At 41.6% G+C, this 22,750-nt stretch carries 19 protein-coding genes and 1 tRNA gene; 9 read left to right on the top strand and 11 right to left on the bottom strand.

The genetic code is table 11. The features are described 5' to 3' along the window. The first annotated feature begins 9 nt into the window (after positions 1 to 9). Complete coding sequence (locus ACFSTG_RS02300; RefSeq protein WP_380748055.1) at positions 10 to 1,449, top strand: sodium:solute symporter; 1,440 nt, start codon at positions 10 to 12, stop codon at positions 1,447 to 1,449. Here ACFSTG_RS02300 and ACFSTG_RS02295 read toward each other — a convergent pair. Next, on the bottom strand, positions 1,426 to 1,788 hold the full coding sequence (locus ACFSTG_RS02295; RefSeq protein ID WP_380748053.1) for a CoA-binding protein: 363 nt from the start codon (positions 1,786 to 1,788) through the stop codon (positions 1,426 to 1,428). The two genes, ACFSTG_RS02300 and ACFSTG_RS02295, sit on opposite strands and share 24 nt — an antisense overlap. Before the next feature lie 400 nt (positions 1,789 to 2,188). Between ACFSTG_RS02295 and ACFSTG_RS02290 the strand changes: the two genes are divergently transcribed. Continuing rightward, entirely contained in the window at positions 2,189 to 4,552 is a 2,364-nt protein-coding gene (locus ACFSTG_RS02290; RefSeq protein WP_380748051.1) for a TonB-dependent receptor domain-containing protein, read from the top strand. A gap of 105 nt (positions 4,553 to 4,657) precedes the next feature. On the opposite strand, the gene ACFSTG_RS02285 is transcribed toward ACFSTG_RS02290, so the two are convergent. After that, a complete protein-coding gene (locus tag ACFSTG_RS02285) occupies positions 4,658 to 5,668 on the bottom strand; it encodes a 3-oxoacyl-ACP synthase III family protein (protein ID WP_380748049.1) in 1,011 nt (336 codons plus the stop codon). Positions 5,669 to 5,799: 131 nt separating this feature from the next. Here ACFSTG_RS02285 and ACFSTG_RS02280 point away from each other — a divergent pair, with 131 nt between their 5' ends. Further along, complete coding sequence (locus tag ACFSTG_RS02280; RefSeq protein WP_380748047.1) at positions 5,800 to 8,262, top strand: alpha/beta hydrolase family protein; 2,463 nt, start codon at positions 5,800 to 5,802, stop codon at positions 8,260 to 8,262. Positions 8,263 to 8,324: 62 nt separating this feature from the next. Here ACFSTG_RS02280 and ACFSTG_RS02275 read toward each other — a convergent pair whose 3' ends face one another. From ACFSTG_RS02275 to ACFSTG_RS02265, 3 genes are all read right to left on the bottom strand, one after another. Continuing rightward, positions 8,325 to 8,870 carry a hypothetical protein gene (locus ACFSTG_RS02275; RefSeq protein ID WP_380748045.1) on the bottom strand — a complete coding sequence of 182 codons (546 nt, stop codon included), beginning with the start codon at positions 8,868 to 8,870 and terminating at the stop codon, positions 8,325 to 8,327. A 7-nt stretch (positions 8,871 to 8,877) separates the two neighbouring features. Continuing rightward, positions 8,878 to 10,173 (bottom strand): ABC1 kinase family protein, encoded by a 1,296-nt coding sequence (locus ACFSTG_RS02270; RefSeq protein ID WP_380748043.1) that lies wholly within the window; start codon positions 10,171 to 10,173, stop codon positions 8,878 to 8,880. A gap of 76 nt (positions 10,174 to 10,249) precedes the next feature. Next, the gene (locus ACFSTG_RS02265) at positions 10,250 to 10,921 is read right to left on the bottom strand and encodes a TetR family transcriptional regulator C-terminal domain-containing protein (RefSeq protein WP_380748041.1); all 672 of its coding nucleotides are present in this window, start codon (positions 10,919 to 10,921) and stop codon (positions 10,250 to 10,252) included. Between the two features lie 226 nt (positions 10,922 to 11,147). Here ACFSTG_RS02265 and htpG point away from each other — a divergent pair, with 226 nt between their 5' ends. Then, positions 11,148 to 13,031 (top strand): molecular chaperone HtpG, encoded by a 1,884-nt coding sequence (htpG, locus tag ACFSTG_RS02260; RefSeq protein WP_380748039.1) that lies wholly within the window; start codon positions 11,148 to 11,150, stop codon positions 13,029 to 13,031. Positions 13,032 to 13,259: 228 nt separating this feature from the next. On the opposite strand, the gene ACFSTG_RS02255 is transcribed toward htpG, so the two are convergent. Continuing rightward, complete coding sequence (locus ACFSTG_RS02255; RefSeq protein WP_380748037.1) at positions 13,260 to 15,458, bottom strand: response regulator; 2,199 nt, start codon at positions 15,456 to 15,458, stop codon at positions 13,260 to 13,262. 193 nt (positions 15,459 to 15,651) lie between these two features. Beyond that, complete coding sequence (locus tag ACFSTG_RS02250) at positions 15,652 to 16,434, bottom strand: S1/P1 nuclease (RefSeq protein ID WP_380748035.1); 783 nt, start codon at positions 16,432 to 16,434, stop codon at positions 15,652 to 15,654. 141 nt (positions 16,435 to 16,575) lie between these two features. Between ACFSTG_RS02250 and ACFSTG_RS02245 the strand changes: the two genes are divergently transcribed. The 5 genes from ACFSTG_RS02245 to ACFSTG_RS02225 all read left to right on the top strand — a co-directional run bounded on the left by ACFSTG_RS02245 (position 16,576) and on the right by ACFSTG_RS02225 (position 20,913). Then, the gene (locus ACFSTG_RS02245; protein WP_380748033.1) at positions 16,576 to 17,085 is read left to right on the top strand and encodes a hypothetical protein; all 510 of its coding nucleotides are present in this window, start codon (positions 16,576 to 16,578) and stop codon (positions 17,083 to 17,085) included. Beyond that, complete coding sequence (locus tag ACFSTG_RS02240; protein WP_380748031.1) at positions 17,075 to 18,007, top strand: alpha/beta hydrolase family protein; 933 nt, start codon at positions 17,075 to 17,077, stop codon at positions 18,005 to 18,007. The genes ACFSTG_RS02245 and ACFSTG_RS02240 overlap by 11 nt, the downstream gene beginning before the upstream one ends. Continuing rightward, positions 18,007 to 18,819 (top strand): Cof-type HAD-IIB family hydrolase, encoded by an 813-nt coding sequence (locus ACFSTG_RS02235; protein WP_380748029.1) that lies wholly within the window; start codon positions 18,007 to 18,009, stop codon positions 18,817 to 18,819. The genes ACFSTG_RS02240 and ACFSTG_RS02235 overlap by 1 nt, the downstream gene beginning before the upstream one ends. A 62-nt stretch (positions 18,820 to 18,881) precedes the next feature. Then, positions 18,882 to 20,147: a DUF819 family protein gene (locus tag ACFSTG_RS02230; RefSeq protein ID WP_380748027.1), complete on the top strand. Its 1,266-nt coding sequence runs from the start codon at positions 18,882 to 18,884 to the stop codon at positions 20,145 to 20,147. A 49-nt stretch (positions 20,148 to 20,196) separates the two neighbouring features. Further along, positions 20,197 to 20,913, top strand: coding sequence for a DUF4369 domain-containing protein (locus tag ACFSTG_RS02225; RefSeq protein ID WP_380748025.1), 717 nt, complete (start codon positions 20,197 to 20,199; stop codon positions 20,911 to 20,913). A gap of 403 nt (positions 20,914 to 21,316) precedes the next feature. Here ACFSTG_RS02225 and ACFSTG_RS02220 read toward each other — a convergent pair. The 4 genes from ACFSTG_RS02220 to idi all read right to left on the bottom strand — a co-directional run bounded on the left by ACFSTG_RS02220 (position 21,317) and on the right by idi (position 22,662). Next, positions 21,317 to 21,390, bottom strand: a tRNA-Thr gene (locus ACFSTG_RS02220). 10 nt (positions 21,391 to 21,400) lie between these two features. Continuing rightward, positions 21,401 to 21,667, bottom strand: coding sequence for a hypothetical protein (locus tag ACFSTG_RS02215; RefSeq protein ID WP_380748023.1), 267 nt, complete (start codon positions 21,665 to 21,667; stop codon positions 21,401 to 21,403). Between the two features lie 69 nt (positions 21,668 to 21,736). Beyond that, entirely contained in the window at positions 21,737 to 22,147 is a 411-nt protein-coding gene (locus ACFSTG_RS02210) for a 6-carboxytetrahydropterin synthase (RefSeq protein ID WP_380748021.1), read from the bottom strand. Next, complete coding sequence (idi, locus tag ACFSTG_RS02205) at positions 22,144 to 22,662, bottom strand: isopentenyl-diphosphate Delta-isomerase (protein WP_380748019.1); 519 nt, start codon at positions 22,660 to 22,662, stop codon at positions 22,144 to 22,146. The genes ACFSTG_RS02210 and idi overlap by 4 nt, the downstream gene beginning before the upstream one ends. Positions 22,663 to 22,750 lie beyond the last annotated feature (88 nt).

Below are 22,750 nucleotides of genomic sequence, written 5' to 3'. Positions count from 1 at the left end.
CTGAACTTAATGCAGCCCCAATACATCCTCCTTTTAATTGCAGCCTACTTCCTCACCCTTATTTTCATCTCCTGGATAACCGGAAGAAAATCAGATAACGCCACCTTCTTTAAGGCTAACAGGCAGTCGCCATGGTATATTGTTGCTTTTGGGATGATTGGAGCATCTCTGAGTGGGGTGACCTTTATCTCTGTCCCGGGATGGGTGGAGGCGAGCCAGTTCAGTTACATGCAGGTGGTCCTGGGATATGTGGTAGGCTACCTGGTAATAGGCCTGGTGTTGCTTCCCCTCTATTACAGGATGAACCTCACATCGATCTACACCTATCTGGAAGGAAGGTTTGGGTATTATTCCTATAAAACAGGTGCCTCCTTCTTTCTTCTTTCGAGGGTTGTAGGAGCCAGTTTCAGGTTGTTCCTGGTGGCTAATGTTTTACAGATCATACTTTTCGATTCCCTGGGAATACCTTTTTGGGTCACAGTGGTCATGACCATTCTGCTCATTTGGTTATACACCTTCAGGTCGGGGATCAAGACCATTGTTTATACAGATACCCTGCAAACCCTATGTATGCTTATTGCTGTAGGGGTAAGTATTTATTATGTTTCTGAAGACCTGGGGATCCAGGGAGGAGACCTGGTAAGCCATATTTCAAACAGTGAACTCTCCAAAATATTCTTTTTTGACGATATTAAAAGCGCCGATTATTTCTGGAAACAATTTATTTCAGGAGCGTTTATTACTATTGTTATGACGGGGCTGGATCAGGATATGATGCAAAAAAACCTTACCTGCCGCAATTTGGGGGATGCTCAAAAGAACATGTTCTGGTTCACCATTGTACTGGTTTTCGTAAACCTCCTCTTTATGGCTTTAGGTGTTCTTTTAACTGAATATGCCCGAACCAACGGGATAGATGCTTCCAAAGATGAACTCTTCCCTGTGCTCGCCACTCAGAGCGGACTGGGATTAGGGATAGCTACCTTTTTTATACTTGGTTTAATAGCCGCCGCATACAGTAGTGCCGACAGTGCGCTTACCTCCCTCACCACCTCCTTCAGTATCGATATCATGGATATTGAAAAAAAATATACCCCTGAAAAACAGGAAAGGATGCGCAAACAGATACATGTAGGAGTCTCAGTTGTCCTGATCCTGGTGATCATTGCCTTTAAGTATATTATTAAGGATGAAAGTGTGATCGCGAAACTCTTTGTCTTTGCGGGATATACCTATGGCCCACTACTGGGACTATACAGTTTTGGATTATTTACCAGATTGAACATTAAGGACAGGCTGGTGCCGGCAATAGCCATAGCTTCCCCCATCCTTACCTATCTCATTAGCATCAACAGCCTTGCCTGGTTTGGATTTGAATTTGGGTTCTTTGTACTTATCCTTAACGGACTCCTGACCTTCCTGGGATTAGTATTGATCAGTAGAAAGTAAGATAAGGGTACAAGCTACCTCGACTTCAATTCCATTCTCTTTAAGAAGACGGAAAAATTCAGGGTTTTCTGTGCCGGGATTAAAGATCACCCGGTTGGGGTGCAGGGATATGATATAGTCATAATACTCTTCCTGCCTGGGTGGACCCAGGTAAAGGGTTACGGTATCAATATCTTCAAAAGGCAGTTTTTCGGTCTCGATCTGGATTCCTGCCACCTCCCCTTTTCGTAGCCCAATGGCTACTGTTTGTATATTACGGGAGGCTAAGCGGTTCATTGCGATATTAGCGTATCTGTTCCTGTTGGTTGAGGCGCCAAGTACTAAAGTCTTCTTCTCCATTCTGTTTTTTTTTGCTGTAGGTGTAACAAATATAAATTTAAACAGTCTTTAAGTTAAGAAATATTTCCCGCATGAAAGCTCTCGAATTACATTGATGGTTAGTGTTATGAGAGCTCTGGTGCTAAACCCACACAAAATTTGTGTGGGTTTTTTTTCTTAAAAATCACAAATGGGTGTAACAAAACTTTTTTTTGACAGTCTATTATATATACCGAAACCTAAAAGGTAAGGCAGCGAAAAGTGACGAACACCCCGGAGCTAATCATCCCGGGTATCGTTATCAGGAAAATTCTTTTACCTCTTTCCCTTTATTTTTGGGAGCGCAGGTGCAGGAATTAGGTTTTACCTAGTAATGGGTAATAAATAAATACAAACAAATTCATCATCAATCAGTCAAAAAATGAAACAGTTATTTTTATTAGTAGTCCTGGTGGCAACCAACTTGTATGGTAACATCGGCTATTCATCAGGAGAGTTAGGTAGTGTGACAGGTATCGTAATGGATCAGGAGTTTAAAGAACCCATTCCCTATGCAACCATTTCGGTAAAGAATGAAGCAGGTGAGATCGTAACCGGTACAGTAAGTGCCGTAGACGGCACTTTTGTTCTCGATAAATTACCTGAAGGCACCTACATGTTCCAGATTCAGTTTATGGGTTACGAATCCTATTCAACAGAGGTCATTATTTCAGATAAAAAGAAAGATTTTCACATGGGGGAGATCTTTTTGGAACCTGCAGTAGACCAGCTGGAAAATGTTGAAGTGGTGGCCGAACGTTCAACCATAGAACAGCGAATTGATCGTAAAGTGATCAATGTAGGGAAGGACCTTACTACCGCAGGAGCATCTGCTTCTGAGATTATGGGCAATATACCAAGCCTCACTGTAGACCAGGACGGTAATATTTCAATGAGGGGGAATGACAATGTAAGGATCCTGGTTGACGGGAAGCCTACCAATATTCCCGCTGCACAACTGCTAAAGCAAATTCCCAGTACCTCCATCAAGAGCATTGAATTGATCACCAATCCTTCAGCCAAATACAACCCTGAAGGTATGAGCGGTATCATCAACATCATTCTGCACAAGAATTCCAATCTGGGCTTCAACGGTAACCTTAACACCGGCGTGACCATTGGAGACCACACCAGGTATAATGGCTCCCTAAATATGAACTACCGCACCGGCAAACTGAATTTCTTCGGAAACCTGGGAACTAACGGCGGGAAGCGGGAACAAATGGGGAAGATCGAGAATTTTACCCGGAATTATACCGAACTCATAAGGTTTGTAAACGATAGTGAATCGTACCTTTTTAAGGTAGGGGTAGATTTTTACCTGGATGACAAGAATACTTTTTCAGTCTACACCAACCAGAATTTCTATGACGGGGAGCCTTCAGGCGATGCAGATATACTTTTTGATTCCTCCACCGGAAATATCTATCAGGATTTCTTTCTTCAGAATGAGAATGCAACAAGCACTTACAACTTTGTGTACAAGAGGGATTTTGAAAAAGAAGGCCATAACCTTATCATGGAAGCAGATCACAGTATTACAGACGACTCAGAAAAAGCCCGGTTCATCTATACAGGAGAAGGGGCAGGAGATTACACCTCCTATAGTGATGATGTCAATGATGATATCACCAACACCACCCTAAATTTGGATTATGAGAATCCCCTTTCAGAAAAGTCAAAACTTGAATTGGGTGCAGAGGCAAGGTTCAGGAGGAGTACTAATGACTATCGCACCACTCATACCGTTCTGGAAGATGCCCTTTATGATTACGACAACAACATTTATTCGTTCTATTCCACCTTTGGACAGAACTTCGACAAATGGTCATACCAGTTTGGCGCCCGGTTTGAACATTATGACGTAGAGGCGGTCCTCAACGACAACCAGATCTATGAGACAGATTATTTAACCCTTTACCCCAGTGCTTTTGTTTCCTATAAGTTCAACGAAATGAAAACCCTGCAAATGAGCTACGGAAGAAGAGTTGACCGACCCGGCCTGAACCAGGTAAATCCTGTTCGGGAATTCTCTACCCCAAGGATAACAGGGGTGGGTAACCCTGAACTTGACCCGCAGTTCACAAATTCCATAGAATTGAACTATACCCAGAACTTCGAAAAAGGCAGTTTTACGGGCGGGATTTTCTACAGGCTCATCGAACAGGAGATAAGCCAGATCTTGATCATTGATCCCGAAGATCCCTCCAGGATGCTGCTCACCTATATGAACTGGGAAGACAACACAGCCTACGGACTCGAACTTAGCGGAAGGTATAAACCTTTTAACTGGTGGAGCATTAACCCAAGTTTTGAACTTTACCAAAGTACAGAAAAAGGGATGGTGGGAGAAGAATACCAGGAGGTTGAAAGCTCTGCATGGAACTTCAGGCTTACTCAAAGCTGGAATGTCACTAAAAAACTTACACTGCAGATGTTCGGCTTGTACCGCAGCAGTACAGATATGTTACAAATAAGTCCCGAAGAATTTTACTTTATCAATGCAGGTGCCCGCTACAACTTCCTAAAGGATAAGGCGACCTTAAGCATTAATTTTAATGACATCTTCAACACCCAAAAATTCACCTTCACCAGTGAGATCCCATATTCCCAGCGCGGGACTTTCCAGGGAGATTCACAAAATGTGTACCTGGGCTTCTCTTACCGTTTTGGTGGCGGAAAGAACGGAGCGCTTAAACGTAAGGACAGGGATGATAATGAAAAGGACGGCGGAGGAATGTTTTAGTAGTTTGTTAATTTAGCTGAAAACCCGCAACTATTACAGTCGCGGGTTTTTTATTATGTCTCAAAAATGCCATTTTCAAGGCCTCTCTAATTTAAGCTTTTTAAGTTACCACTTCATGATGGCACTTGCCCAGGTAAATCCACTACCAAATGCGGCAAGAACTACTGTATCTCCTTCTTTGATCTTTCCATTTTCCCATGCCTCGGTTAAAGCAATAGGAATAGAAGCCGCAGTTGTATTTCCATATTTTTGAATATTGTTGTAAACCTGATCATCACCAAGTTGAAATTTCTGCTGAATAAACTGAGAAATCCTCAAATTTGCCTGATGAGGTATTAACATATCAATATCTTTTACTTCAAGGCCGTTTGCCTCCAAACCTTCCTTAATCACTTCTGAAAACCGAACGACAGCATTCTTAAACACAAATTGCCCGTTCATATATGGATAATACGGAATATCATCACCCTGCGGATTTTCAGCAATGATCTCAGGAACCCAGTGAAGAGTACTTGGACCTTTCAATGAAAGTTCAAGGGCGTGTTTTCCTTCAGAATGCAAATGAGTTGACAAAATACCCTGACCGTTATGGTCACTTCGGGTCAAAACAGCCGCCCCGGCCCCATCACCAAAGATCACAGATACTCCTCTTCCCCGATTTGAAAAATCTAATCCTCCACTATGGTTTTCACTACCAATAACCAAAACATTCTTATACATTCCGGTCTTGATATATTGATCGGCAACAGAAAGAGCATAGATGAATCCGCTACACTGGTTCCTTACATCCAGGGCCGGGCAGGTGTTGATTTCCAGCATATCCTGCACCTGTACTCCACAACCTGGGAAATAATAATCTGGACTAAGGGTTGCGAAAACAATAAGGTCAATATCATCTTTTGAGATCTTAGCCCGCTCAATAGCTATTTTGGCAGCCTTTACTCCCATGGTAGCTGTAGTATTGCCGTCACCTTTCTTTATATGTCTGCGTTCTCTGATTCCGGTTCGTTCCTGGATCCACTCATCATTAGTGTCCATTAGTTTGGCCAGGTCATCATTGGTCACCACATTTTCGGGTACATAACTTCCCAACCCTGCAATTTTACTTTGATACATTCTTTATATTTTAGGATCTTAAAAAATATTTCTCTTAAATTTAAGCATTTAATAAAATGCTGTTGTGCAATATAAGAAAGATTAACATTCCCCTAATTTCAATGCCTAAATATCAAAAAAACCTAAAGTCCATGAACAAAAATGTTTTATGCCTTCTAATCCTGCTACTTATTACGGGTAGCTTTTATTCGCAGGAAAACCTGACCTATCAAAAGCCACCACAGGAGATCCTGGAACTGGTTGATGTGCCGCTTGCACCGTCAACCCTGATCGACACCAAAGGTGAAATGATGATATTCCTTTACAGGGACCAATACAAATCTATTGCCGAGCTTAGTGAAGAAGAACTACGATTGGCAGGGTTGCGTATCAACCCGGTAACCAATATTAGTAGTCGAGCCACTTATTTCAACAATATTGAGGTTAAACCGCTTGAAGGAGAAGAGCCGATCCAGATCAAGGGCCTCCCTGAAGATGCCCGTCTTACCAACTTCAGTTGGTCTCCTGATGAAACAAAGCTCGCATTTACCCATACTGCTACTGAAGGGGTGGAACTATGGGTTGCAGATCTTGCTTCTGCACAAGCCAGAAAGCTCGTGGGACCGCATTTGAATGCCAATATGCGCGATGTGATCAACTGGTTTGAGGATAATTCCTCCCTTCTGGTGAAAATGCTCCCAAAAGATCGTAAAGATCTTATTGATACTGAAACTTCGGTACCTACAGGGCCAACCGTGTCTGTAAGTGACGGAAAGGAAGCCCAGAACAGAACTTATCAGGACCTATTAAAGAACCCTAACGATGAATATAATTTTGAGCAGCTTGCCCGTGCTGAACTGGTGAAGGTTAACCTGGACGGTACTTCGTCAACATGGAAACACTCAGAAATGTATAACGATATTTCGTTTTCTCCAGATGGGAATTATGTTATGACGAGTGTGATCAAAAAACCTTTCTCTTATCTCGTGCCGTATTACCGATTTCCTTCGGAAAGTATTATCTACACGAAACAAGGAGAGTTGGTTAGTGTTGTGAATGAAGTTCCGCTTATTGAAGATCTTCCAAAAGGATTCATGGCCGTAAGGAAAGGCCGGCGTAATCTGGAATGGAGAAATGACGCTCCCGCCACCCTTGTTTATGCTGAAGCTCTCGATGAAGGGGATCCGGAGAATGAGGTGGAGTTTCGCGATGAGATCTTTCTCCTGGAAAAGCCTTTTAAAGGAGAAGGAGAATCAATCTTTAAGACCAAAGACCGTTATTCCGGAATTTTATGGGGGAATAAGGATACAGCTTTGATCTATGATTACTGGTGGAACAACAGGAATACCAGGACTTATGTTTTCAACCCTTCCAATCCTTCAGAAGAACCCACCATTCTTTTTGACAGAAATTACCAGGACAGGTATAGTGACCCCGGAAGTTTTGTGACCACCAAGAACAAATTCGGGCGCGATATCCTGGAATTAAATGAAAGCACCGCTTATTTATTAGGAGATGGATTTACCCCGGAAGGACAATTCCCGTTTGCCGATAAGATCGACCTGACTTCCGGAGAAACAGAACGGCTTTACCAATCAGCATACAATGATAAAAAGGAAACTTTGATGAAGGCTCTTGATATGGAAGAAGGTAAGCTCCTGGTAAGGATCGAAGCTTCTGCAGAATATCCCAATTATTACATCAGAAATATCAAAACTGAAGATCTGGAGCAAATCACCTTTTTTGAAAATCCTTTCAAAGCCCTAGAAAATGTTAGTAAAGAGGTGATCACTTACAAGCGTGATGACGGCCTGGAGCTTAACGGAACACTTTACCTTCCGGAAGGATTTGATAAGGCGAACCCTGAAGAACTTCCAATGATCGTATGGGCCTATCCCCGGGAGTTTAAGGACAAGAATTCAGCTTCTCAAAATACTTCAAATGCGAATGATTTCACCTACCCATACTATGGCTCTCCCATTTATTGGGTGAACCGTGGTTATGTAGTGCTGGACGATGCCTCTTTCCCCATCGTTGGTGAAGGGGAAGAAGAGCCAAATGATAGTTTTAGAGATCAACTGGTAGCAAACGGAAAGGCGGCTATTGATGCTGTAGATGACCTGGGTTATATTGACAGGGACCGTGTTGCCGTAGGGGGCCACAGCTACGGGGCTTTCATGACCGCCAACCTTTTGTCTCACTCAAACCTTTTTGCCGCGGGAATTGCCCGGAGTGGTGCCTACAACAGGACACTTACCCCGTTTGGTTTCCAGAGTGAGGAACGAAACTACTGGGAAGCCCCGGAGGTTTATTACAACATGTCTCCGTTCATGCATGCAGATAAGATGAAAACCCCATTACTCCTCATTCACGGGGAAGCCGATAATAATTCGGGTACCTATCCCATGCAAAGCGAACGGTATTTCAATGCTCTAAAAGGATTGGGTGCTACCGCACGCCTGGTGATCCTTCCAAAGGAGAGCCACGGTTACAGCGCAAAGGAATCTGTTTTACATGTTCTATGGGAACAGGATCAATGGCTTGAGAAATATGTAAAGAATAAAGAAGAAACGAAAACCGGAGTTGAAAAAGCTACTCCCGAGTTACAGAACTAAAAAAGTTTTCTCAAAAAAGACGCCCGCAAATTGCGGGCGTCTTTTTATGATTTTTTCTATTCCTACTCCCCGGTCAGAAAATAAGGACCAAAGGTATTATATTCTCTTTGGTCAATAAGGTGATCACGGTCTTCATCCCAATGGGCAAATACCCCATTCTGTAATTCTTTGGGATCAATGCTGCTGTTACCATTTTCATCATAGAAGCTAAAAAAGTCTGAAAATTTAATGCCTCCGTGAAATTCTTCTTTGGATATTTTGTGGTCCCCGTCTACGTCGAACTGGTTGTTATGCGGAGTACCCAGAAAGTCACCAAAAATATAATCAAACCCTTCATTCCACTCATTGGGATCCAAAAATGTGTCGCTATTGCTGTCTACGCGGTCAAAAACGGCTTCATGGAACTCAATTTCTGTAAGGAGGCCATTAGCATCCTGATCCCATTCATGAAACCTATCACCGAAAACTTCCTCAAATTCCCTGGGATCTACCTTCCCGTCACTATTAAGGTCGAATTCTGAATATTCCTGTGAAAAGAGAATGGTAGAGGAAATGAACAGTAGTGAAAACAGTTTTATCTTTAATGTGGTCATATTGTCTTTCTTCAAGCTCTGATTATTTGCTTCGCGTCTGCACCTTTGCTTTCAACTCAGTCAAAAGGGTGTAAAGTCCCATAAAGGTCCTGCTAATGTAAATAAAATGTTCACTTCCGCGGTTAGCATCCATTTTTCTCAGCTTCTCGTCTTTACTATACTTTTCGCTGAGTTTAGAAATTTCAGTCAGGAAACTTTCATCAGAGAAATCAAAACTTTCCGAATTAAGCGGTCTTGAAAACAGACTTAGCATCTGGTAATAAAGTTCTGAAAAATAAGCAGCTTCCTCAGGACTGTCATCCTCTTTCAGGATCTCCAGCTCGTATAACCGCGTCTTCAAAATTTGAGGGTCTTTAAAATTCTTTTCCTGAGTCAGATCAAAATAGGGACTGTAAAATTCTTCAGGCAACCTCTTCACGCAACCAAAATCCAGGACATTAAGATCACCTTGATCATCTATCAGGAAGTTCCCAGGATGAGGATCGGCGTGAACGGCCTTGAGCTCGTGGATCTGGAACATATAAAAATCCCAAAGGGTCTGCCCAATTTTGTTGGCCTTCTTCCCGTCTGTATTGATTTTCGTAAACTCACTCAAATGTATCCCTTCCATCCAGTCCATCGTAATGATCTTTTCACTGGAAAGTTCTTCATAATACTTCGGAAAACGAATGTTTGGAATATGGGCACAAGCTTCAGAGATCTCCCGGCTTTGTTTCAACTCCAGCAGATAGTCTGTTTCTTCCAGCAGCTTGCCCTCCACTTCTTTGAAAAATTTTTCAGCATCCTTACCTTTTATATTGAACATCTTCAAGGCCACAGGTTTCACCAATGCCAGGTCTGACCCTATACTCTCTGCAACCCCGGGATACTGGATCTTTACTGCAAGTTCCTTTCCATCCTTAACCGCTTTATGCACCTGCCCAATACTGGCAGCATTGACAGAATGGGAGGTAAAGGTGTCAAAAAGGTCTTCGGGATATACACCGTGGTACTTTTTAAAGGTCTTTCGCACCAAGGGAGCCGATAATGGTGGCACACTGAACTGGGCAAGACTGAATTTTTCAACGTAGGCCCCGGGCAAAAGGTTCTTTTCCATGGAAAGCATCTGGGCGAGCTTGAGTGCACTTCCTTTCAGACTTTTTAACCCGTCATAAATATCACGGGCATTATCCTTGTCAAGCTCCTCCCGGCCTAGATCAGAATTAAGGGCCTTTTTCCCATAATATTTCAAATAATTGCCACCCACCTTCATTCCGGTCGTTACCATTTTTCCGGTGCGGCCAATTTTTCCTGTGGGGATCTTATCTATAGTCTTCATACATATTTTTTTCAAAAAAAAAGCCCACAGGAGAATGGTAGGGGCATTCCTGCCTGCAGGCAAATAACGGGAGGTCTTAAGCCATTTTTTCTTTCCAGAGAAATTTCCCAAGATCCAGCACCCGTTCAAGGGCTGTATTATCCATGAGGTCAAAAACAGTGTTGACAGATTTTTCTATGGCGATATCTGTACTCTCGAATTTTGGGGACGCATCATCCATCCAGAATTTCATAAGGAACAATAGTTGAAGCCAGATCGCTTCAGAAAATACAGTTCCAGAATTCCTCACCAACTTCATTTGCTTCTCATCATTAGCTTCCTTTACCAGGTCCCGGGCAAATGCTTTCACCTCTTTTCGGAGGCCTTTTAATTGTTCCAGATTTTTAAGGGGGCTTTTGCTTTCCCTGAGACTCAGCATCACATAACTCCGGTTTGCCGTGAGTACTTCAAAAAATGTATAGTAAAATGTAAGTACCTTTTCTCTAACCATAAATGTCTCGTACTCGGCACTCCGCTGCATTACATCAAGGGAATGTTCGAAGAACCTTACCCAGACAGCCTCTTTCAAAGCATCAAAATTTCCAAAGAAACTGTAGAATTCCTCTTCCCTGACATCATTGGTTTTACAAAATTTGTAAACGGTCACAGGGATAGATTCCTTTTCAAGGACCTCATCCATATATAAAGTGATAAGGTGATCTTTGGTCAATACTTCTTTTTGCTTTCCGGTTTTTTTTACTGTGGCCATAGTCAATTCTTTATTTCTGAAAGAAATTATACTTTTTAGAATTCGATAATACTTAACAAAAGTCTGTAATTGGTGATTATACAAGAAAAGTATCTACTTCTTTGACGGAAATAAAGAACATACCTTACAACCTTATGTCAGTTTGTCAGCGAAATAGTATTGGTTCATTTTTTGCCCTTAGGTGGCTGAGTATATAAACCACATTAATCAAATAATAGAATAATATATGGCAACCGGAAACATTAATGTATCTGTAGAAAACATTTTTCCTTTAATAAAAAAGTTTCTTTACAGTGATCATGAGATCTTTTTAAGGGAATTGATCTCTAACGCGACAGACGCGACTTTGAAGCTAAAACATCTTACCAGCATTGGAGAAGCAGGGGTTGAATATGGCAATCCTACCATCGAGGTGAGGATCGATAAAGAGAAAAAACAACTGATCATTTCTGACAAGGGGATTGGAATGACCAGGGAAGAGGTTGAAAAATATATCAACCAGGTAGCCTTTTCTGGAGCCGAAGAATTCCTTGAGAAATATAAGGACTCTGCAAAAGACAGCGGAATTATTGGCCATTTTGGTCTTGGTTTCTATTCCGCCTTTATGGTGGCCAATAAAGTGGAGATCATCACCAAGTCTTATAAAGATGAGCCGGCAGCACATTGGGTTTGTGAAGGCACTACTGAATTCACCCTGGAAGAAGCCGATAAAAAAACACACGGAACAGACATCATCCTTCACATCAATGAAGATGACAAGGAATTCCTGGAAGAACACCGTATTGAACAATTATTGGTTAAGTACAATAAGTTCATGCCGATCCCTATTAAATTCGGAACAAAAGAGGAAACCATCGAGTTACCCGAAGATGCTCCCGAAGATGCAAAACCGGAAACAAAGACCGTTGATAACATTATCAACAACACCAATCCTGCCTGGACCAAACAACCCACAGAGCTTGAAAACAAGGATTATAATGAATTCTACAGGGAACTTTATCCTATGCAATTTGAGGAGCCGTTGTTCCACATTCACCTTAACGTAGATTATCCTTTCAATCTCACCGGGATCCTTTACTTCCCGAAGATGGGACAGGATATGAACATACAGAAGGATAAGATCCAGCTTTACCAGAACCAGGTTTACGTAACCGATAATGTTGAAGGGATCGTACCTGAATTCCTTACCATGTTACGCGGAGTGATCGATTCTCCCGATATCCCACTTAACGTATCAAGGTCTTACCTGCAGGCAGACGGTGCCGTGAAGAAGATCTCAAGTTACATCACCCGGAAGGTAGCTGATAAGCTGAAGTCTCTTTTCAATAACAACCGTGAAGATTTCGAAAAGAAATGGAACGATATAAAGATCGTTATTGAATACGGAATGCTTTCTGAAGACAAGTTTTTTGAAAAAGCACAGGCCTTTGCCCTTTACCCTACGGTAGATAACAAATATTACACTTTTGAGGAATTCACAGAAAAGATAAAGGATAATCAGACAGACAAGGATGGCAACAAGGTCATTCTCTATGCTTCCAATGAAGATGCGCAGCACAGTTATATCGAAGCTGCCACAGAAAAAGGTTATGAAGTTCTGCTACTTGATTCCCCTATCGTTTCCCACCTGCTTCAAAAGCTGGAATCTACAGAAGAAAAGATCTCATTCGTACGGGTAGATTCAGACCATGTAGATAACCTGATCAAGAAGGATGAAGAGAAGATCTCGAAACTTACAGATGAGGAAAAAGAGAAACTGAAAGCCGATTTTGAAAAGGTGATCCCTGCAGAAAAATATTCCATCCAACTGGAGGCAATGGACAGCAATGCAGCTCCCCTCATCATTACGCAACCGGAATTCATGCGACGTATGAAGGAGATGCAGCAAACCGGAGGTGGAATGTTCGGGATGGGCAACATGCCTGAAATGTATAACCTGGTGGTAAATACCAATCATGAGCTCATTTCTGAGATCCTGAACTCCAAGACCGCTAAGAAACAAGAACGATTGATCAAACAATCCCTCGATCTTGCAAAATTGTCTCAGAACCTTTTAAAAGGGGAAGAACTTACTGCTTTCATTAAGCGAAGTTTTGAGATGGTTAAGTAATAGACTTTCTTAACCCTATAAGTACAACCGCCTCTTCAGGAAGTTCCCGAAGAGGCGGTTTTTTTATTGAATACTGAGAATTGAGGATTATTAAATGAATGAAAAATTCAGCTTAAATCCTGACCCCGGAATTTGGAATTTGGAATTTGGAATTTGGAATTTGGAATTTGGAATTTGGAATTTAGAATTTGGAATTTGGAATTTGGAATTTGGAATGCGCTTCGCGCATCATGCTACCGGTTGCAGTAAATTCTTTAAAATAGTATCGAAGAACTGCGGAATGTTGTAAGGTTTGTTGATAATATCATTCATTCCCGCACTAAGGATCTCCTCCCGCATCTCCCCCACTTCTACTGCCGTCAAGGCAATGATTGGGACGGTGGGATTAAACTCCCTGATACGTTTTGTGGCTTCCATCCCGCTCATTCCCGGCATGTTGACATCCATCAATACGAGGTCCATTTCTTCTAACTTTAAAATATCAATGGCCTCAGCACCCGAACTGGCCACCTTACATTGAAAATCCTTTTGTTCCAGGATCCTTCTGGTGATCACCTGGTTGATCCTGTTATCATCAACAATCAATGCTTTTTTGATGCCACTGTTACCGGTTTCCGCTTCAGGGGCTGCCACCGTTGTTGGGGTCAGGATCTCCTTCCCAATTGGGAAACTGATCTTAAAAGTAAATACAGAGCCTTTTCCCTCTTCACTTTGTAATTTAACTTCTGAATCAAACAGGTTAAGTAATTTCTTAACGATAGGCAGACCCAATCCCGTTCCCTGGTAGTTGTAATTATTCGATTTTAACTGTGAAAATTCCTCAAATATCTCTTTTTGCTTGTCTTTAGGAATACCGGGTCCGGTATCACCCACTTCAAAATAGATCAGGCAATCCTCTGAATCACATTCCATCCTTTTGGCTTTGATCCATACCTTTCCGTTTTCGGTAAATTTCACCGCATTCCCTACCAGGTTCATCACAATCTGGGAAAAGCGCATCGAATCGCCAATAAGGTTCTTTGGAATATTAGGGTCTACTTCCAGCTCAATTATATTGTAGTTCTGGTTCCGGGTGGTCTCAAAGGATTTTACGATACCAATTAATTGTTCTTCAATATTGAAATTTATCTTCTCCAGGTGGACCAGGTTGGATTCCATTTTATTCATTTGCAGTACATCATTGATAAGAGCCAGCAAATAATCGGCAGAAAATTTAAGAGATTTAAGATCCTCCCGTTGCTTTTCATTCTCATTGTCTTCGAGCAAAAGTGATGTCAAACCTACAACACCATAAAGAGGGGTGCGCAATTCATGACTAACAGTAGAGAAAAACCTGGTTTTAAGTAAAGAAAGTCTTTCGGCTTCTTCTTTGGCTTCCACAAGCTCATCGTTCTTATCTCTAAGTTCCCTAATAAGTTTTTTCCTGATACGGTTATTCCTGTATAGCAGGATGAGGAACATGAACATGATCACCAAAGAAACTACCATCCATACAGACATTTGCCTGGTCTTGGCGATTACTTCATCCTTATATTCCTGCTCCCGTTGGGCGAGGGCCAGGTCTTTCTTTAAAACTTCAGTTTCAAATTTGCCATAAACGGCTTCCCGCTGATGGTTCTTTTCTTTCTGGAATATTTTCTCACGATTATTCTGATGTGTCTCAAGTGCAGCATAAGCTTCCTCAAAATCCCCGCTCTTAAACAACATCTTGGCAAATTCTTTATAGGCAAAAGAAGCTTCTACAAGAAGAGTATCACTTTCGGCAATGTCAATACCTTGTTCAAAATGGTCCCTGGATTGGATAAATTCATCCTTTCCTGAATGATACATTCCAAAGAGGGTAAGCAAATTGCTCTGTAGCTTCCTGTTCTCCTCTTCCTTACTCAGCGTCCAGGCCCGCTGCAAGTACGGAAGAGCCCGGTCATAATTATGATTTTCAAGATGTGTCCAGGCAATATTAATGACCGGAGTAAGAGCTTCTTCCGGCTGGGTCATTTGCGAGGCGATCTCTATTGCCTCTTCATAATATTGCAGCCCTTTTTGAACCGTTCTTTTATCTGAAGATAGAATATTCCCCAGGTTGTTATATGCATACCATAAGAGAGTATCATTGTTGCTTGCCCGGGCATAATCCAGGGATTTTTCATAATTCACTCTTGCGCGAAGGGTATCCTCAAGCACTTCATAGGTCACCCCAAGGCCGTTATATCCACGGTGCAGGTTATAATTATCGTCCCGGGTAGAAGCGAGTTTTATTAATTCGAGGAAGTATTCCTGAGAGACGTTATAATCATAACTGTCATAGGCCTCATTAGCAGCTTTAGCCAGACTTTCCACACTATCCTGATAGGTCTTAACCGGATTCTGAGCAAACAGCGGAAGACATAAGAGAACACCAATAACACTCAGAAAGTAGTTTTTCCTCAAATTTTTTCGGTTAAGTTTCTATAGCTGTAGGGCCCTGCAAATTATTTATTTTTAATGGATTACACAACAAAAAATAGAAAACTTGAATGTTTTCTATTTTTTGTTGTGTACATTCTCACTTTTCGGGGATTTTATAAATAAGAAACCCGGTTAACAAGTACCGGGTTTCTTATCATTGTTGAGAGGAAAAGGTTTATTCCTCAAAAATTTCGTTCAGTATATCTGCCAACCTAATTCCACCTTTTTGGATCTGGTCATGTAAAACAGGAAACCATTCATACATATATTCATACCCTAATTTTTCCCCGATCTCTACAGAATCGTAAACCCTTGTACTGAGTTCCTTTGATTCATACATCCAGTCAAGAAGAGACCCCGCTTTTATTTGTCTGATCTCTTCTTTAGAAAGCTCATCTGTACTATGAGCAAGTTCTGTATAGCTCATTTGAAAATCATTGATCATTTCGCTGTCCCATACCCGGTGAATATTACTTCCCTGGCCAAACCATCTAACCTGGATATCATTACCACCTTTGTCCTCTCCTCTTCCCGCATGCATTGGCTGGTGAAGGTCTCCCACAAAATGAACCAGCAATTTCAAATAGAATGCTTTTTCATCTTTGGAAGTATTCTTATCCTTTAGAACAGTAATGCACTCCTCAATTCCCTGGATGATATCTCCCTTAGGATTTGCATTTTCCTTCGAATATTCAGTTTCACCCTTATCAATGTTCACATAATGCCAGGTATTAAGATACCTGTATTTCGGATCACTTTTTATATCATCCCCATAGGTAGATACGAATGCCAGACTTTGCCCATCCAGTAATTTTCTTATTTTTTGCTTGGCTTTTTTAGAAAGGTGTCCTTCGGCTACTTCCCCTGTTGCCCTGTGTCCTGTTCTTCCCCAATCTGCTTCGGAAGCAAACGTAATGGAAGAAAAAAATACAGCCGCTACCAGTAATAGATATTTCATAAGTTTTAATTTATTTCCGCAAAGATAAAAAACACGGAAGATTATCTATCAGACAAATATCCTGCCTTTTTTCTGAAGTCTTTCCGAAGATGATCAAAGCATAAAAGAAATTTGTAACTTTAATAGAGAAAAATTGGACCTATGAAAATATTCCGGGAAAAACAGTTCATTAATCGTTGGTGGTTGTTCATGTTCATTCTTGCTGTATTATTGATAATAGTTGGGACAGCTTATTATGCCACCCTGGACGCAAAGGAAAACACCCAACTCCTGGTATCAATAATTAGTATAGCTATAGCCTTACCCATTGTGGCAGGGCTGTTATATTTGCGCCTGGAAACAAGAATTGACCGGGAAGGAATTACCACCTGGTTCAAACCCTTTGGCTTTACCAAAAAGCATTTTGAGTGGAAAAATATAAAAGAATGTCATGTAAGACAGTACAATTCGGTCAAGGAATTCGGGGGCTGGGGGCTTAGAGGCCTGGGCAGCAAATCTAAAGCTTATGAAGTATCCGGTAACAAAGGCATACAAATTATCACCAATGATGATGAAAAATTCCTGATAGGTACTCAAAGACCGGCTGCGGCAAAAGAGATCATAAAAATATACCACCCGTCCACAGTTAAAAAAGCCCCTCATGAAATATAATCTTTTCATTTTGTTCCTCATCTTCACTACGATTGCCATAGGACAGGAAACTCCTTTAAACAGTGAAGAAGTGGAGGTCGACAAATATGTGAAAGGAACACTTCTTACTCCTGCCACAGAAACATCTGCTCCCCTGGTGCTTCTCATCCAGGGATCGGGACCTACTGACAGGAACGGGAACCAATCTTTTATGAAGAATGATTCCTTTAAAAAACTGGCCAATGAACTCGCCCGGGAAGGGATCGCCAGCTTCAGATTTGACAAACGAATTCTCCATATGTCAAAACTGGGAATAAAAGAAGAGGATATCAGGTTTGAAAATTTTATCGAAGATGCTTCCTCTGCCGTAGATCATTTCAGAACAGAAAATAGATTCAGTAAGGTTATTATCCTTGGCCACAGTCAGGGTTCTCTTGTAGGAATGGTGGTTGCGAAGGAAAAAAAAGCAGATGCTTTCATTTCTATAGCGGGAGCTTCCAAAACCATTGATTCTATCATCACCTCACAGGTTGCTTTACAAATGCCGTCTCTGTCAGAAAATGTGGAACAGAGTTTCAGAGACCTCCGGGAATCTGGCAGCAGTCGCAATTATGACCCAATGCTTGAAATGATCTTCAGGCCTTCGGTTCAACCTTTTATTCTTTCCTGGATGAAGTACGACCCTAAGGAAAAGATCACAGACCTTGACATGCCGTTATTGTTGATCAACGGGACAAAAGACCTCCAGATAAGCGAGCAGGAAGCCCAATCCCTTAAAAGGGCCAATCCAGATGCAGAACTTCTCCTCATAGAAAATATGAACCATGTTCTAAGAAATATTTCAGGTAGTGAGCTGGAGAATTCCAAATCCTATAATGAACCCGGGCTTCCATTGCACCCGCAACTCACCCCAGCCATAGTAGAATTCATCAAAAAACTTTAATGCCATACAAGATCATTTTTACAGATATCGACGGAACTTTACTTAATAAAGACCGGGAATTATCTCAATTAACCAAAGAAGTATTCAGGGCGCTGCAAAAAAAGGTGCCGGTGGTTTTGATATCCTCCCGAATGCCCCAGGCCATGACCCATTTACAACAGGAGCTTCACATTGAGCACCAGCCGCTCATTTGCTACAACGGCGGACTCATTATTGTTGATGGAAAGAAAGTGGGTTCTACAGAGATCCCAGTCGCTGTTGTAAAAAGCCTGGAGGAATTCAACTCTGGTTTAGACTGTCACCTAAGCCTGTATAACAACGAAGATTGGTTTGTTCCTGCTATGGATGAATGGGCAAAAAGAGAAGAGAACAATACCCGCGTAACACCGGAAGTTAAACCGGCCAAGGAAGTTATCCAGGAATGGGAAGCACAGAAAAAAGGAGCTCATAAGATCATGTGTATGGGGAAAGAAGAAAAAATAGATGCCATTGAAAAATACCTGTTAAATGAATTTAGGAACGAACTTCACCTTTACCGGTCAAAACCTACCTACCTGGAAATAGCCAATAAAAGGGTTTCCAAACTAACCGCCATAAAGGTATTGCTGGACCAATATTTTCACCTTTCCTTAAAAGAGATCCTGGCTTTTGGAGATAATTACAATGACTATGAAATGCTCAAAGCAGCAGGTATGGGAATAGCGGTAGGAAATGCCAGACCTGAAATTCTAAAAATTGCCAATGAGATCACCCATGAGGGTAAGAAAGACGGGGTGGCTCTCAGCCTTCAGAAACTCTTTAATCTGACTTAGTTTTAATATATTTTTAAGAGTTCCGTAAAAATTGTATTTTGCCGCCCTCATACGGTAAATTCATGGACAATCCCCCTATTTTCACAAATGACGCCATAGTTCTCGGACTTTTGATGGTCGCCCTTGGCTTCGTTTTTTTTACATCTTCGAAACAAACAGGTTTCTGGTATAAATTTTATAAGGTAGTGCCGGCACTGCTGATGTGTTACCTGATTCCGGCAATCCTCAATTCCCTGAATATCATTTCTGATGAGACCTCAGAACTTTATTTTATAGCCAGCAGGTATCTTTTACCTGCCTCCCTGGTTTTAATGACCCTGAGTATTGATCTTAAGGCCATCTATAATCTGGGAGTGAAGGCCCTGGTAATGTTCTTTACTGGAACGATTGGGATCATAATCGGCGGACCAATCGCCATCCTGTTGATCTCTATGTTTTCACCTGAAACCGTTGGCGGAGTAGGTCCTGATGCAGTATGGAGGGGTCTTTCAACCCTTGCCGGAAGCTGGATTGGCGGTGGAGCGAACCAGGCTGCAATGCTGGAGATCTTCGAATATAACCCCGATCTTTACGGCGGAATGGTACTTGTGGATATAGTGGTAGCCAATCTTTGGATGGCGATCCTGTTAATGGGAATTGGAAAAACCGATAAAATTGACAAATGGCTAAAAGCAGACAACTCTGCCATAACAGAATTAAAACACAAAGTTACTGCCTACGCTGAAAGTGTAACCCGAAATCCTACCCTTTCAGATCTTATGATCATGCTGGCCATTGCTTTTGGTGCAGTAGGATTGGCGCATTGGGGAGCAGAAGGGATTTCTGCTTTTCTGATCGCAAATTTTGATGCCGTAAATGATACAAAATCTGCGATATCTTCGTTTGCTTCTTCCTTTTTCTGGATGATCACCATAGCTACGGCAGTTGGGATCGCCCTGTCTTTTACCCGCGCAAAAAAATATGAAGGTGCCGGGGCGAGTAAAATAGGGAGTGTGTTCATATATTTCCTTGTAGCCACTATTGGGATGAAGATGGACCTTACCATGGTCTTTGACAATCCCGGGCTTATAGCTATAGGATTGGTGTGGATGTCAATTCATGCCGGCCTGTTGATACTTGTGGCTAAATTGATCAAAGCTCCATATTTTTTTCTGGCCGTTGGAAGCCAGGCAAACGTGGGAGGAGCAGCATCTGCTCCCGTTGTAGCAGCAGCATTTCATCCCTCTCTTGCAACAGTAGGCGTGCTCCTGGCCGTATTTGGCTATGTAGTGGGAACCTACGGAGCAATATTAAGTACCATATTAATGCAAATTGCTGCGGCAGGTTAGGTTACTCTATTTTTTATCATATTTTCGCGCATATTATCTAAAAAGATTCATGAAAAAATTAGGACTACTATTGTTGATCATCTTCTCTGTAACAGCCTGTTCGAAAGATGAAAAGAACCTTACCATCAACGGTAAAATTCAGGGCTTGAAAAAAGGAACACTGTACCTTCAGAAAATTGAGGATACTTCACTGGTAACCCTGGACTCGGTTGTAATAAAAGGGAATGAAAACTTCACTTTTGAAACTTTTATCGAGGATCCCCAGGTACTTTATCTATACCTCAACAAGGTGGATCACAGTGAATTTGATGACAGGATAATGTTCTTTGCAGAGCCGGGGGAAATGGTGGTCAATACCACTTTAAAAAACTTTGAAAAAGACGCGATCGTAGAGGGTTCCGAAAATCAGAAAAAATTCATAGAGTACCGGAAAATGATCCAGCAGTTCAATTCCAGGAACCTTGAGCTAATCCAGGCCAACCTGCAGGCTCAAAAAGAGAAAAATGGAGCGCGAATAGATTCTACTTCAAAGGAATATGAAAACCTAATCAAAAGAAAATACCTATACACCGTAAATTTTGCCATTAACAATAAAGATCTTGAACTGGCCCCTTATCTGGCAATTTCTGAAGTATATGATGCCAACATCAAATATCTCGACACTATCTATAAAGTCCTGACTCCCGAGGTAAAGAATTCCAAATACGGAAAAAGCCTGGAAGATTTCCTAAGGGAAAGAAAGGAACAGGAGAAAAAGACAGAGTAAAAACAAAACAAGATATCCCTACCAAAAAGGCAGTTTTTACTGCCTTTTTTTATTTCCTGATTTAAGCATGCTGTCCTATTTTTAATTTAAATCTTAAACCAAATATTCACTTACCCAATCTTCATCCAGGAACCTGCTTAGAGATTCTCGTCCCTCAGCATATTCCATAAAAAAAACCTCTCAAAAGAGAGGTTTTAACCTTGAGCCGATGGAGGGACTCCCCTCGACTAGCGCTCGGGACAGGCTTCTCGTCCCTCAGCATATTCCATAAAAAAACCTCTCAAAAGAGAGGTTTTAACCTTGAGCCGATGGAGGGACTCCCCTCGACTAGCGCTCGGGACAGGCTTCTCGTCCCTCAGTATATTCCATAAAAAAACCTCTCAAAAGAGAGGTTTTAACCTTGAGCCGATGGAGGGACTCGAACCCACGACCTGCTGATTACAAATCAGCTGCTCTAGCCAGCTGAGCTACATCGGCACTTGATCTGCTATAAAGCGTTTATCTTCTCTACAAGAGCGGTAGCCTTAACTTCCAGTTCTTTTTCGATACTTTTAAAGTGTTGTTTCTTGTTCTCAACATCCTTCCTGTTCATCTTCGCGATCAATTCGTCGAAATCTGCAATTGCCTGATCTACTACTGCTTCAGACTTTGCAGGATCTTCCTTTGGGTTAGCTATCTGGTGCAGGTATGCTGCTTCGATAATGTCTCCCATTACGTAATTGATATCCCTTTTAAGTGTTCTTTTATTAGCCATCCTGGTGCTTATTTTTCAACTGCGAATTTAAACTATTTCCTGTTTAGAAAAATTCTTTTTTAACTTTTTTTATTCCCCCCTGTAAGTCACGAAATTTCTGGGTGTTTCGTATAGGGTTACCTCCAGGTTTAGATGGGACGGGAGCTCATGGCGAAGGATTCTCCAGATCACGACAGATATATTTTCAGCTGTAGGATTCAGGTCTTTGAACTGAGGCACCTCAAGATTAAGATTCTTGTGATCAAAAGGGATCTCGATCTTATTATAGATCAATTCCTTCAGATCTTTAAGATCAATTACGAAGCCTGTTTCCTCACATATTTCACCGGTCACCGCAACCACAAGCTCATAATTATGACCATGATAATGAGGATTACTACACTTTCCAAAAACCTCTTCGTTGCGTGCATCATCCCACTCCTTCCGGTGCAACCGGTGTGCAGCATTAAAATGTGCTTTTCTGCTAACAGTTACTTTCATTGTTGAATGTGCTTATAATATTTATCAAAAATGATCTTAAACCATTCGGTATAAATATCCGGGTTTTTGATCATATCTTCTTTCAACGTCTCCAGTTCCATCCATTTAAAAGCATGAACTTCTTCAGGATTAGGATTGGGTTCTTCATCATAGAACCCCACAAGAATATGATCAAATTCATGTTCAGTAAGACCATTATCAAAAGGAGCTTTATAGATAAAGGATATCGTGTCCTTAAGATCTGTTGTAAAGCCCATTTCCTCCATTAGTCTGCGTTTTCCGGCCGCTATATTGCTCTCCCCCTCTCTCTGGTGGCTGCAACAGGTATTCGTCCAAAGCCCGGGGGAATGATATTTTCCCATTGCCCGTTGCTGTATGAGCAATTCGTTCTTCTTATTAAAAACGAATACTGAAAACGCCCTGTGGAGCAGCGCTTTTTCATGAGCCTCCATCTTAGGCATCAAGCCTATCTGCTCATCCTTTTCATTCACCAGGATCACTTGTTCTTCCTTCATTTCTAAAATTGAGTTTCAAATGTACGAAATCGCCCGGGAAATAAAAGTAACTAATGGCAGAGGGAAAGACCCAAAGCCTTATTGCTGC

Origin of the sequence: Salinimicrobium flavum, assembly GCF_042684505.1 — a bacterium.
Taxonomy (GTDB): Bacteria; Bacteroidota; Bacteroidia; order Flavobacteriales; family Flavobacteriaceae; genus Salinimicrobium; species Salinimicrobium flavum.
Note: the sequence above shows the minus strand (reverse complement) of the source record. Positions and strands in the feature narration are given on the sequence as shown.